General features: G+C 42.9%; 14 protein-coding genes. 5 read left to right on the plus strand and 9 right to left on the minus strand.

The features are described from left to right. The first annotated feature begins 4 nt into the window (after positions 1-4). The gene (locus H70737_RS05690) at positions 5-526 is read left to right on the plus strand and encodes a GNAT family N-acetyltransferase (RefSeq protein ID WP_042185496.1); all 522 of its coding nucleotides are present in this window, start codon (positions 5-7) and stop codon (positions 524-526) included. 69 nt (positions 527-595) lie between these two features. Here H70737_RS05690 and H70737_RS05695 read toward each other — a convergent pair whose 3' ends face one another. The 5 genes from H70737_RS05695 to H70737_RS05715 form a co-directional block, all read right to left on the minus strand. After that, positions 596-1,474, minus strand: a complete 879-nt coding sequence (locus tag H70737_RS05695; protein WP_042124758.1) for an anti-sigma-V factor RsiV — start codon at positions 1,472-1,474, stop codon at positions 596-598. A 1-nt stretch (position 1,475) separates the two neighbouring features. Then, complete coding sequence (locus H70737_RS05700) at positions 1,476-1,982, minus strand: RNA polymerase sigma factor SigV (RefSeq protein WP_042124760.1); 507 nt, start codon at positions 1,980-1,982, stop codon at positions 1,476-1,478. Positions 1,983-2,040: 58 nt separating this feature from the next. Continuing rightward, positions 2,041-3,921, minus strand: coding sequence for an acyltransferase family protein (locus H70737_RS05705; protein ID WP_156113059.1), 1,881 nt, complete (start codon positions 3,919-3,921; stop codon positions 2,041-2,043). Between the two features lie 188 nt (positions 3,922-4,109). Further along, positions 4,110-5,195 (minus strand): stalk domain-containing protein, encoded by a 1,086-nt coding sequence (locus tag H70737_RS05710; protein WP_052404179.1) that lies wholly within the window; start codon positions 5,193-5,195, stop codon positions 4,110-4,112. A gap of 138 nt (positions 5,196-5,333) precedes the next feature. Further along, a complete protein-coding gene (locus H70737_RS05715; protein ID WP_042185500.1) occupies positions 5,334-5,897 on the minus strand; it encodes a CGNR zinc finger domain-containing protein in 564 nt (187 codons plus the stop codon). A gap of 168 nt (positions 5,898-6,065) precedes the next feature. Between H70737_RS05715 and H70737_RS05720 the strand changes: the two genes are divergently transcribed. Next, on the plus strand, positions 6,066-6,560 hold the full coding sequence (locus H70737_RS05720; RefSeq protein ID WP_042185502.1) for a DinB family protein: 495 nt from the start codon (positions 6,066-6,068) through the stop codon (positions 6,558-6,560). A gap of 79 nt (positions 6,561-6,639) precedes the next feature. On the opposite strand, the gene H70737_RS05725 is transcribed toward H70737_RS05720, so the two are convergent. Continuing rightward, entirely contained in the window at positions 6,640-7,533 is an 894-nt protein-coding gene (locus tag H70737_RS05725; protein WP_052404181.1) for an AraC family transcriptional regulator, read from the minus strand. 174 nt (positions 7,534-7,707) lie between these two features. Here H70737_RS05725 and H70737_RS05730 point away from each other — a divergent pair, with 174 nt between their 5' ends. Both H70737_RS05730 and H70737_RS30605 read left to right on the plus strand, forming a co-directional pair. Next, positions 7,708-11,070 (plus strand): tetratricopeptide repeat protein, encoded by a 3,363-nt coding sequence (locus H70737_RS05730; RefSeq protein WP_042185504.1) that lies wholly within the window; start codon positions 7,708-7,710, stop codon positions 11,068-11,070. A 122-nt stretch (positions 11,071-11,192) separates the two neighbouring features. Beyond that, entirely contained in the window at positions 11,193-11,363 is a 171-nt protein-coding gene (locus tag H70737_RS30605; protein ID WP_156113060.1) for a hypothetical protein, read from the plus strand. Positions 11,364-11,438: 75 nt separating this feature from the next. On the opposite strand, the gene cmpA is transcribed toward H70737_RS30605, so the two are convergent. Continuing rightward, positions 11,439-11,576, minus strand: coding sequence for a cortex morphogenetic protein CmpA (cmpA, locus tag H70737_RS30610; RefSeq protein ID WP_094874036.1), 138 nt, complete (start codon positions 11,574-11,576; stop codon positions 11,439-11,441). Positions 11,577-11,641: 65 nt separating this feature from the next. Further along, positions 11,642-12,004, minus strand: coding sequence for a hypothetical protein (locus tag H70737_RS05735; RefSeq protein ID WP_042185506.1), 363 nt, complete (start codon positions 12,002-12,004; stop codon positions 11,642-11,644). A gap of 120 nt (positions 12,005-12,124) precedes the next feature. On the opposite strand from H70737_RS05735, the gene H70737_RS05740 reads away from it, so the two are divergent. Then, positions 12,125-12,595 (plus strand): SprT family protein, encoded by a 471-nt coding sequence (locus tag H70737_RS05740; protein WP_081382729.1) that lies wholly within the window; start codon positions 12,125-12,127, stop codon positions 12,593-12,595. Positions 12,596-12,608: 13 nt separating this feature from the next. On the opposite strand, the gene H70737_RS05745 is transcribed toward H70737_RS05740, so the two are convergent. Further along, positions 12,609-13,247 carry a pentapeptide repeat-containing protein gene (locus tag H70737_RS05745; RefSeq protein ID WP_042185508.1) on the minus strand — a complete coding sequence of 213 codons (639 nt, stop codon included), beginning with the start codon at positions 13,245-13,247 and terminating at the stop codon, positions 12,609-12,611. Positions 13,248-13,336 lie beyond the last annotated feature (89 nt).

The following is a 13,336-nucleotide window of genomic DNA, read 5'->3' on the forward strand; positions in this document are numbered from 1 at the left end:
TAAAATGAAGATCAGAGAAGCAACAGCTAGTGATATAGACGGGATCGCTTTCGTCCACGCTACGAGTTGGAAAACCACGTATAAAGGACTAATATCAGACGAGTTTCTTGATAATTTCACAGTAGAAGCTAGAAGGAAGCGCTGGATTCAGAATTTTGAAAATCCCAATAAAGACGAGGTAATGTATGTTGCTGAAGATGAGGCTGGGATGATCATTGGCTTTGCAAATGGAGGGGCGCGAAGAGAGCCGGATCTCTACGATGCGGAGCTTTACGCACTTTATTTGCTTAAGGAACACCAAGGAAAAGGTCTAGGGAAGCAGCTCATAAGAAGTGTAGCACAGAATTTATTGAAGAAAAATTATAGTTCGTTCATGACTTGGGTGCTGGTGGGCAATCCGGCGATTCATTTCTACCACAGCGTTGGGGGAGAGTCTATCTCAAGTATAGAAGTTAAGATAGGGAATGAATTATTAGAAGAAATAAAAATAGGATGGCAAGACATTAGAGGCATAGGGATTGATTAATGACTTTTCACGCAAAAAAAGACTCATAAGGGATACAAAACGCATACCCCTTATGAGTCTCATAATGATTTATTTAATGTACGTACGGCTGACCAGAACATCTGCAATTACATCTGTTGGAATGATGAATTCTCTAACGCCCATGTAGCCAGGAGCCACATCATATTTGTTAAAGGAAATAACCAGCTGGTACTTATCGTTGATATAGAAATCTTGATCTTTAGCTATATTTTCAAATTGATAAAAAAGGTCTTCATTGGGTTCATCTGTTGAAATCCAGTAGAACATATCTTTATCTGCTTTCATTTGGGAGCGCATCTGTTCTTTAATATTTTCACTTATGATACTGATATATCGATCATCCTTAAATAACATAGGCAGACTTAGCAGGATTTGATTCTTCTTGTCTATCGTATCGTGCTGCATTGTTGTTGACGATGAACCTACGGTATTTACCACGTATCTGCTAATAGCAAATAGCTCAGCATTGTCCGTTTTAACCTCAAAACCTGTGTCGACCCCTAAATGCCCCTCTCCGGATTGCTTTAAAGACTCCATCTCTGCTTGAAACTCATCATATAGTTTTTTGTTTTCTTCGAGATATTTTTCATTCAGAGTCGATTCCAGCTCTTTATTCTCTAGGTTAGTAATGATGGGGACCTTTATGTCTGCATTATAGGTCTGCTCATCCACTTTGTATTCTCTAAAAGTTAGCACTTTAACAATACTGTCTACACCAGGTATAGCGGAGAAGGCATTGGCAATGTTAACATTGACATTAATCCCAATCACGAAAAATAGGGCTGCCGCACAAACTCCAGATATCCACTGGTAACGTATTCTTCTTATTTTCCTTTTCTTTAATGCTTTACTTACAACGAAATCTAATTCCTCAGGAATAGGGAGTTTGTTATAATCTTCTATAATTTTTTTGATTTGGTTATCCATTCTAATTGATCTCCTTTGAGGATTCTTCCTGCATGTTGACTCTTAATAACTGGAGTGCTTGATATAGTCTAGTCTTTACTGTATTGACGTTTTCATTTAATACTTCCGCAACTTCCTCGATCTTTAAATCTTCGATATATCTAAGGACGATGACATTTCGATACTTAAGGGGTAGATCATCCAGCGATCTTTCTAAATCAATATCTGGATACACGTCTACCGCACCAGGGATAAAAAAGTCGAGTGCTTCATCATCTACTGGTTGAACTCTTTTATGTTTCCTCAGAAAATCCAGAGAGGTAGTTACTACGATTCTAAACAACCAACTCTTTACGGATTCTGGGTTCTTTAGCAACCCTATAGAGGAGAGAGCTTTATAAATCGAATCCTGAACAACATCTAATGCATCCTCTTTGTTCTTCACATAGCTGTAAGCTAGACGGTATATGTTCTCCTTGTTATCTGTAATACAAAGAGTGAGTAATTTCTCTTTATTCCTCTTAAGCATATTCGTAAAACCCTTCTCTTTTTATATTGCGTAGCTTTAGTTTGTTAGATTACTATTCTCATTGATTCTCCTTTTGTATGGCTTTAGCTACAAGTGCTGCATAGGATTTGGCACCTTCTCGTTTTAGATGAACGCCATCCTCATAGAAGTAAGAATCCTTTCCTTCGCTTGAGGAATGCCAGTCTACAACCATAGCATTGGGGAATTCTAAAGCCACTTTCTTAAGCAAGGTATTCACAGTATTTTGCCATTTTTTCGGTACACGTGTGTTTACCAGTACGACTTGCTGAACATCTTCAAGTGAAATAAGTAATTTCCGCAATTGATTGGAGTTAAAAGCTCCGTTCGTACCTAGATTAATGATCACTCGAGTGCCAAGTTTCCCCTTCGTCCTAAGTTTATCGACCACTTCTTGTGCCTGTGACATCTGCCTGCCTACCTTACCATCGATAACAATGCCTGGCAGAAGTTCTTGTAGATAAGGAGCAGCATCGAGGATTACGGAATCACCTATCGCAGTAACACCTTTACCTGCTTCTTCTACCTGAGGCTGAGGTTCTGGCTTCTTCGGTGGATCTACTGGTACTGGTACAGGCACAGGCACAGGTGTTGGTATATTTTGAGGGGGCACTAGTGTGACATTATGTTCATTCTTATCGGGATTAGTAATAGTGCCTGTATTCGGATCTGCGGATATCTTAGTATCCAAGTTGCTACTGCAGGATATGGACAATATGATTAACGGGACTGCAATAAAGATGAATAAGGGTCGAATCTTGAATTGCAGACGCCTGCTTAATTTCGTACACCATCTTCCTAATAAACCTTGACGAATAGGTTCTTCGATATATTTCCACGATAGTGAGGCTAATAGGAGGCTAACTCCCAGCTGAAAAAGAACACGGAAACCATCGAACCCACCTGTATTTACTGTAGGATTAGTTAGAATGATGACTGGATAATGCCATATGTAAATACTATAGGAACGTACGCCAATCCAACGCAAGGGCTTGCAACCCATGATTTTAGCTAGTCGGCACGCAGGATGTGCGAGTACAGCTATTACAATTGCGGAAAGGATCGACACGAGAACCAAGCCGCCATAATAAAGAAATTGTCCGTACTCATTCGTCCGCCAAATCATAAGAATGAGGGTGATTAATCCGATTGCACCACTGAAGTCAAGGATATAGCGAGATCTGCGTGAAATCTTATCGGTCAAATTTTGACTCGGCCATGCTAGAGCGAGAGCGGCTCCAATCAGTAGAGCAAAAGCTCGAGTATCAGTACCATAATAGACTCGGCTTGGGTCAACTCCAGGTTGATAGATTAGCGCCATAGCAAGTGCCGAGAGGAATGCCCCTGTTAGACACATCACAATGAGTTTACCTCGTTGAGGTGCAAGGCGTAACCCTACAATAATAACCAATGGCCAAATGAAGTAGAACTGTTCCTCAATAGCGAGCGACCACAAATGACCTATAGGAGAAGGAGGTCCAAAGCTCTCGAAATAAGATACATCGTGAAAAATAAGCCACCAGTTATTGAAGTATAACGTTGAAGATATAAAGTCCCCTTGTAATGCTGCTAATCGTGAACGATCGAACACCAGAAGCCACATAGCAGTGACAAAAAGCATGACAAACATAGCAGGCAATAGCCGTCGCGCTCGTCTGATCCAGAAATCTTTAAGGTCGAACCGTCGGTCTTGCTTCCACCTTTGGATGATTTGATCCGTGATCAGATATCCAGACAGAACGAAGAATATTCCGACCCCTATAAGTCCTCCTGGAGCCCAATTGAGGTCGAGATGATACGCGATAACTGCGATCACAGAGAGTGCGCGAAGTCCATCTATTCCCGGCATATAACGCCTTCTAGTCGTGGAATTGTCAGGTTCTAAAGAGTTAGTCGGTGGTGTAACCTTGATTTCTTTCATGGTAGTTCATTCCTTCGTCATCAGTTGTCTTATGTCAGCAAGACGTATGACTAACTTAAAAAAGTTCTTAGCTTCTCTTGGTAAATAAAGGAGTGACCATGAATGGATCAGAAATCGGTACACAAGTGCCTATGAATTTAAAAAGGCATTCTAGAACAAAAAATCATTCTGGAATGCCATTAGCCTAATTAGCCGTTCTTAATTTCCACACGTAAAATATCGGTAACCATTTTAACCGGAACGTATATCGTATCGTTCTTTAGGATAGGAGCAGTGCCTAAAGTGACAGGTGCCATTTTGGCAAAAAAGTAAGAATCTTTACCTAAGGTAACATTTGTCCACTGTGCACCTTTCTTCAGCTCAGCTGAGCGCGACGTTTGATTCCACTTGATTTCATATCCTAAACGATTCGCCACATCTCGTAATGACACCATTGAAACCCCATTAGCATTCTTAAATGTAGCTATTGTACTTAAATCGAGCTTCGGGTTGTTCGTAATATGGGTACTGAAACGAAATTCAGGAGTTCCCATGGCGCCTGGAGCAATACTATATTTAGGGAAGAGGATGACAACCTCACCATTTTCAATATAAAAACCTTGTTCTTCGTCGATCCCTTTGAAATCCTCAATAAAATAGTTCTCAGGTTCCTCATTGATCTTCGCAAGGATACCGGTATTCAACTTTTCCTTAAAGTCGTTTCCAAAGAAATCTGACAAGGAAATCCGCTTCGCTTGTTTCGTATTAAATACATTGTATGTATCTACACGAGGCATGCCCGTTCCACCAGTGTCTCCTTGAGAAGTAACAACAAGTGAGATCACTCCAGAAGGGTTATCCGATCCATTTTCTTTTAATTCATAAATAATGTGTAGCTCATATGGACGATACTCGAAACCAGCCTTTTTAGCGTCTGCTGCTGCTTCAGTTGCATCCTTTTCCCAAAGAGCAAGGTCTTTCTGCGCTTTAGAGAGAATGATACTGTTGATTTCTTCCTGAGCCTTAGTGTCCAACATACCTACGATCTGTGGCACTTTAATATTTGTATTCAGAAGCTCCGTTGAAGATGTGAGAATTACTTCTTTGATTTGGATCCCAGTGTTATTGATGGTGGAAATCGGTACAGCTGAAATCGGGGCATTGATGGCAGGCTTAGTCGTGTTCACTGCATCAGCAAAAGCAGTGCCATTCATTGGTAACATGCCAGCGCTTATTCCCACAACCGTTAATCCGACTACACCAAGCTTCAATACGTTAAAAGGGCTCTTTTTCATTGTTTGTTCACGCTCCATTTCGTTGTAATAAGTGTGTTATTAGCGCACTTACTAGCAAGACGTATTAGGAGTGTTGAAAAGTTTGGGGGGGATAAATGTTGATCGAAATTCGTCATCCCGCAAGAGTTCCTTTAATAGTCACTCCGAACCCTTTTCAGCCTTCTTCCGCGCCCGGAACCGCCGCACCTTCATGAGGTTGCCACAAGCCTTGTCATCGCAGTAACGCTTAGAACGGTTACGTGTATCATCATAGTACACCCAGAGACAATCAGGATTCTCGCAGATACGGAATCTTGAGGGTTCTTTTTCAAGCAAAGCCTCCGCAAAAGACGCCGCTATCTCCGCCATCACCTGCTCCCAACCGCTATGTAGTGGCAATAATGAAATCTCCGCTTGCTCGGCACTTTTCCATACCATTCGCCGCGTAACAGGACCCTTGTCCATATAGATATTGAGCTGCTTTAGCATTTCTCCATCCATCGATTTTCCTTGTACAATAGCCTGTACCCAGTCCCATAATAGGGATCGAAGCTTCTTTAGCTGTTCCAGTTCTATCGTATTCGGCAGCTGTGTTTCTAGCAGAGCATGCTTCTTCAGCCATTTCGCAATCCACTCCGGATCTTCGAGTTCATCCCGATCCTTATTCTTATCTCCTGTTCGCCAATCCCGCCAGTAACTATTAATGAAATCCTCCCACAACACGTCCTGTTCATCCTTTCCGCACAACTCTCGATTACAACGATTGTAACAGTTAAAATTGTGATTAGCTAGTTACTTGATTGAACGCTGGAAATATGCTACATTTCTTGTGTAACCACTATATAATGGTTTAAGTAGTTACATAATTCAGTAAGTATTAGGAGGTTGAACATGCAAAATAAAATCAGTGAGGTTCTGCTGCAAAATTGGGATTATTGCATGGATATCGAGGATTGGGCCCCGCCATTAAGTGATGCACTGGAAGGTGTGGACAGTAAACAGGCACTTTGGAAGCCAGAGGGGAGTACAGTCAATTCCATCTGGGAGACGGTTAACCATCTAACATATTATAAGGTGCGTTTGCTGCGAAAGTTAAAAGGGTTGCCCAAACAACCTGATGCTGAAAGCAACGATGATACCTTCACTGTAACAACGGAAGGGGAAGAAGCATGGTCGAAGGCCGTTGCAGACCTGAAAGACGTGCACGCTGCTCTTAGAGAAATCATTGAGGCGTTGGAAGAAGGCGCATATGATTGGGGTGGTTCGGGTCATGCCCCAGGGGAAGAGGTAATGAGTCTTATCCTGCATGATTCATACCACACCGGACAAATTATTATGCTTCGTAAACTGCAAGGCTCCTGGGTTTCCAACCGTAGTTTTAATTAGAACCTCTACAATAAAAATATAAGCCACACTCCACTATACTGGTTTACCTGGTGCAGCGGTCGTGTGGCTTTTCTTTATTTTAACCTTTTGGGGTGCTTCGATATTGAGTCGGCGAGCATCCCATTATTTTTTTGAACAATCTAGAAAAGTAGTAGGGGTCCTGCATCCCGATAGCACTAGAGATTTCTTTAATATGTAAATCGGTTAATGCTAGCAGTTGACTGGCACGCTGCATTTTGAGGCGCAGATAGAATTCAATCGGGGGAACCCCGGTTTCTTGATTAAATAGATAAATTAGATGCTGCTTCGATAACCCCATATGCTTCGCTACATCCGGGAGTGAAATGGAGCTGTTGATTCGATCCGTCATGTAGCGAATGGCTTGCTCAAGATAACGTTCGTTCTTTTTATCTTGCTCAGAGTTCATAGTACTCAACCCCACGTGGCTGATCAGATGACGAATGCACTGAGACACATAGATATGATTACGCATGGCATAAGGCTTATCCGATAACAGGGCATAACATTGCTCGAAATCTTCGATCCATTGGGTATGAAGGTTCAGTGTAAAGGTTAGCGGCTCTACGTCCATGGCATAAGTTTGAATCAACGCAGCGGCATGCGTTCCTTTTAGATGCATCCAGTAGATCGTCCAGGGATTCACATCTGAAGCACCATATCGATGGGGTGTTCCGGCAGGAATGACAGCTATTTGCCGTTCTTTTATTTGGATCAGCTTACTGTGATGACTCTCCATCCACCCTTCACCCTCTACGCAATACATAAGAATATGCGAGTCACATCCTTGTGGACGCTCTCGATAATGAAACTTCGCTCTTGGGAAGCAGCCAATGTCACTTACATAGAAGGAATTTGTTAACGGATTCTCATTTAATTCATTCATCATGAAATCGGGCAGCACAAAAAGCTTCTGCTCATCGAAGCCATCCGGCTTTAATGAGATATCTGTCATGATAACCCTCCTTTTTAAGAACATAATTAATTTATTTGAAATAACAACATATTCATAAGGAGATTATTATTTTTAGGATAAGAATATTGTCCATCAGTTACAGATTATCGTCAATTGTTTAAAAGCGCATACAACGATAAATTAGAGCTATATCACGAAGGAGGAGAGAACGAAATGAGTATGAAAGAGCCTTCTACAATCTTAACGAACAGCGTCCGCATATGGGAGGAAATGGTTGAAATTCCTACCTATGAAACAGGCGAACCCGATAAAAATCCAATGTTCCTCGAGAAGCGAGTCTATCAAGGCAGCTCGGGGCGAGTATATCCACATCCTGTGGTTGATAAAATTATGGATGAGAAAGAAATGAAATCGTATCAGATGGTAATGCTCGAAAATGAATATGTACGCATCGAGATCATGCCTGAAATTGGCGGCCGTATCTATCGTGCTCTGGATAAGACGAACAATTATGATTTTGTTTATTATAATCGCGTGATTAAACCTGCGCTTGTTGGTCTGACAGGACCATGGATTTCAGGTGGAATTGAATTTAACTGGCCGCAGCATCATCGTCCGAACACGTTTGGCCCTGTGGAGCATGTAATTACGGAGAATGAAGATGGCAGTGCAACCGTATGGGTGAGTGAAATTGACCGGATGTATGGAACGAAGGTCACAACGGGCTTCACGCTGCATCCTGGAAAAGCCTATCTCGAAGTTACAGCACAGCTATATAACCGAACTTCGGAGCCACAAACCTTCTTATGGTGGGCAAACCCTGCGGTTGCAGTCAATGACCATACGCAATCGGTGTTTCCACCGGATGTCACAGCCGTATTCGACCATGGTAAGCGTGATGTGTCCAGATTCCCTATTGCAACAGGAACGTATTACAAGATGGACTATTCCGAAGGTGTAGATATTTCGCGCTATAAAAATATTCCTGTTCCTACCTCATACATGGCGTACAAATCCGAATATAATTTCGTGGGTGGCTATGATCATGGGGTTGAAGCGGGTCTGCTTCACGTAGCGAATCACCATGTATCTCCGGGTAAAAAGCAGTGGACTTGGGGGAATGGCGAATTTGGTCAAGCGTGGGACCGTAATTTAACCGATGAGGACGGACCCTACATTGAATTAATGACAGGGGTATTTACGGATAATCAACCCGATTTCACTTGGCTCCAGCCGTATGAAGAGAAGTCATTCACACAATATTTCATGCCATATAAGAACATCGGTGTTGTGAAAAATGCTTCTATTGATGCCGCCGTTAATCTTGAGGTGGATGAGACTTTATGGACTGCCACTGTGATGGCCTATGGAACTTCGGTATTCGAGGGAGCGGTTATTGAACTTAGAGGACAGCATAGAACGTACGTAAAGGATACCGTTACGCTCTCTCCAGAATTAACCTATAAATCCGTCATTACGTTAGATGAAGTGGATCAGCCGCATCACTTAATCCTAACGGTGTTTGATGTGAACGGAAACAGCCTCATATCTTATCGTCCAGCGAAGCCTAGCATTGAACAGGTTCCAGATGCAGCCAAGCCACTTCCACTACCGGAAGAATTAAAAAGCACAGAGCAGTTGTATTTGGCTGGAGTTCACCTGGAGCAATACCGTCATGCCACGTTCGAGCCAGAGCATTATTATGAAGAAGGCTTAAGAAGAGATGCATCCGATATTCGGCTTAATGTGGCTTATGGGACGCTGCTGCTTCGTCGAGGATTGTTTAAGCAAGCGGAAGAACATTTCCGTACAGCTATACGATCGCTGACTTGGCGCAATCCGAATCCATATGATAGTGAAGCGTACTATCAGCTTGGTGTAGTTCTCAGACTGCAGGATCGCAAGGAAGAATCATTTGCTGCCTTCTACAAGGCGGTATGGTCTGCAGCATTCCAAGACAGTGGATACTATGCATTGAGTCAAATTGCTTGTGAACGAGGGGCGTATGAAGAAGCGTTGGAGCTCGCAACTAGAGCTTTGGCACGTAACACAAGAAACTATAAATCAAGACATGTGAAAACAGCACTTTTACGCAAGCTTGGACGTTACTCTGAGGCGATTACATTCGCAGAGGAGACATTGAAACTAGATATCGCGGACTTCGGGGCAGCGCATGAGAGAGTGCTTACGCTTACATTGCTCGGGCGACAAGAGGAAGCAGCTGAGGCTCAGATGAAGCTTGCACGGTTCATGCGAAACGATGTGCATAACTATTTAAATCTAGCTTCCGATTATGCAGGTAGTGGATTGTTCGCGGAAGCTGCACAGGTGTTAGAGCAAATTCGTAGGACATCGAATGAACCCAATTATCCGATGGTGCATTACACATTGGCTTATGTACACGAGAAAATGGGCCGTGAGGAAGAGGCGACAGCGCAGCTTCAGCTTGCTCAAGCAGCATCTTCTGATTATTGCTTCCCGAACAGCTTGTTTGAGCTGCAGGTATTAGAAAGCGCGATTGCCTGCAATCCGCTAGATAGTAAGGCTCATTATTATCTAGGAAATCTATTCTATGATAAAAAACGTACCGACGATGCCATTCGCCATTGGGAGCAATCCGTCGCGCTTGATGATCGTTTCCCGACGGTTCATCGTAACCTTGCGCTTGCTTATTACAATAAGCGTAATGATGCTGAGGCTTCCTTGCAGTCACTTGAACAAGCTTTCCAGTGCAATACGAATGATGCGAGAGTATTCTACGAGCTGGACCAATTGTATAAGAAGATGGGTGTTTCTGCTCAGGAGCGGATGGCAAGACTGCAGCAGCATATGGAGCTGGTGGAGGAGCGGGATGATCTATACCTTGAATATGTGACCCTACTGAATTTGCTTAGCAAGTATGAAGAGGCTTTGTCAGTTCTATTACGACGCCAATTCCATCCATGGGAAGGTGGCGAAGGGAAAGCTACGGGGCAATATGTTTTGGCGCTTGTTGAACTGAGTAAGCAGGCGAATCAGGTAGGCCAATATGAAGAGGCTATCTCATTATTAACACGTGCGCTTCATTATCCAGAGAATTTAGGTGAGGGTAAGCTCGATGGTGCGCAAGAGAATAATGTGTATTACGAGCTTGGTGTGGCTTATAACGGATTAGGCAAGATGCAAGAAGCTGCACGACACTGGGCGATTGCGTCTCAAGGCTTGAAAGAACCAGCCAGCGCGATGTACTACAACGATCAGCCGCCAGAAATGATCTTCTATCAGGGCTTAGCATGGGTACAGCTGAATCATCCGAAGGAAGCGAACCGGCGTTTTAATAAGCTGATCGATTTCGCAGAAAGACATCTCTTTGATGAGGTGAAGATTGATTATTTTGCCGTATCCTTACCTGATTTCCTCGTATTTGAGGATGATCTGAATAGACGCAATCAAATTCATTGCTTGTTCATGATGGGTTTAGGTTTATTAGGCTTAGGGAAAATGGCAGAAGCGAAAGAACGATTTGAAGAAGCGTTGCACTTGGAGCCGAACCATCAGGGAGCTCGAATTCACAAGGCGATGTGCTTGGAATCATAAAAGAAATAAAGCAGTTTCATGATGCCGGAAAATAACTGGTTTGATTTGGAATTTTGTTTCAACTCTGAAAGCCCCGGGTTAATGGAGACTATCTACCAGCCTATATTCGAAAGGAGAGATTGATGATGGAACCGGGCTATAAAGATAGAAGCGTTGAAGTGGAGCATACAGAGGTGCAACGGAAATCGGATTCCAGTGTTGTCGCATCTACCTTTATTAAATATGCTGCTTATATTATTATTTTTTTCGGAGCACTTTTCTTCTTGGTCAGATATGTATTCCCTATGTTCTAATTCGGATTCCAACGAATCCTATACAAAAATCCATCCCCTGTAAGTAGCGGGATGGATTTTTGAATTTAACGAATCCTATAAATTTCTCTGGATGGAATCCGGTGATTCCGCAGAATTACGATAAAAGAACCAGCACTCGTTCAGCAGCTTGATCTGACGGCGGTCTTTTTTGTAATAAGCTTTCATCAGTTGATGGCAGAGCCACTGTGGCAAGGGTATCACTCCTCTAACTGCTTACGTAAGTTAGCATATGGAGAAATGAGCCTAAAGGTGACGATTTACAGAATGCTTTCTGCTTCCTCTTCGTACCACTGCTCTAATTGAGCCTGCAGCGCCCGAATCTCGGTCAGCAGGGAGATGAGTGGATAGTTCTTTTGCTCCTGAACAGAGGCAAAGGCCTGTTCCAATCTATTGATATAATCCAGACCGGACTCTAGGGAGTAATCTTCGCGTAGCAGATCCAATGAATCACACTCAGCAATAGCTAAGGGCAGCTCCGGTACATTATCGGCTGTCAGCTTGTCGATTTCTTTGTTTAGACGTAAATTGAGCGCACTTAGCTGGTACGCATATTCCTCGGGCATTTCCACGAATTGCAATTCTTGATGTTGCTGCAAAATTACATACCGCATTTTCGGCATTGGTCATTCTCCCTCCGTACTTGTCTTCCTTCTTGACAGTTTAGCCTATGCACAAGTTACAATTCAAGTAGAGATCTTAATTCCCGTGGAAAGGACTTGTGATAGAACGCTATGGAAACGATGAGCAACGAAGAGCTGCAGCTGTGGATTGAGCAGGTATCACGGGACAGCTTTGGCGTACCCTTTAGGCACAAGGCAAGCTTTAACAGCCGATTATCTTCAACAGGCGGTCGATATTTTACCAAGAGCCATAATATAGAGATTAATCCCCATCAGCTTGCTATGTTCGGCAGAGAAGAGACGGAGAAGATTATAAAACACGAGCTCTGTCATTATCATCTGCATTTGGCGAAGCGAGGGTATATGCATCGTGACACTGATTTCAAAAGACTGCTGGCACAAGTCGGCGGGAGTCGCTATTGTCAGACATTGCCGGGTGCGAAAGCTCGAAAGTCACTCCCTTACCGGTACAAGCTGATCTGTACAGCATGTGCTATGGAGTATCCGCGTAAGCGAAAAGTAGACCCAAAGCGCTACCGCTGCGGCAAATGTTCGGGTAAGCTGAAGCTGCTAGCGCTGGAAGTCCAGTAAGTAGAACAGCACGTTATTTTATAACCAGACCCATCAATCCAACAAAGGAAACAGCTTGCTGAGGCGAAATGATACATCCCTCCAAATCTTGTATATCCACGATCAAGCCACTAAACTCGCAGTCACTAAGATCGATCCCGTTAAGCTTTGATCCTGACAATGTGGCTTGATCAATATTACATTCGCTGAAGCTGACTTTCTGGAAATTCGATTGGTAGTAATCAGAGCTCATCAATGAACTATTCTCAAAAGCAACCTGCTTCAGATTAGCCATTCGAAATGTTGCGAAATCTCCGATACAATCGACCACGCGAACATTCTGGAATCTGCCTCTTGTGAAATCCGTACCGATGAGTTTGCAGTTCCTGAATTCGGTTCGATGAACAATTGCATTCGTAAAATCCACATTGGATAGATCGCATCGCTCAAAAATTACATCCATCAGTTCAATCCCAGTTAAGGACGACTCGATAATCGTAACATTTTTAAAAACCACTTGATCAAAGCTGACTTTATTCGCCTCTTGATTATCAATAACTGTATCGCTTATGCTGCAACGACTGAATTCATCTTTGGTTTGCAGCGAGTATATTTGCTCAGGGAGTAGAGCGTCTGGATCTGATATTTTTGGTGAATCCATTTTGAATTTCATATGTACCTCCATTTAATGAATGCTCGTTTCTAATTAAATTAACTATCTTAGGGTTCAGCAGATTTGTCAATTTTCAGTAGCGCTCAGAC

It is taken from the genome of Paenibacillus sp. FSL H7-0737 (assembly GCF_000758545.1).
Taxonomy (GTDB): Bacteria; Bacillota; Bacilli; order Paenibacillales; family Paenibacillaceae; genus Paenibacillus_AQ.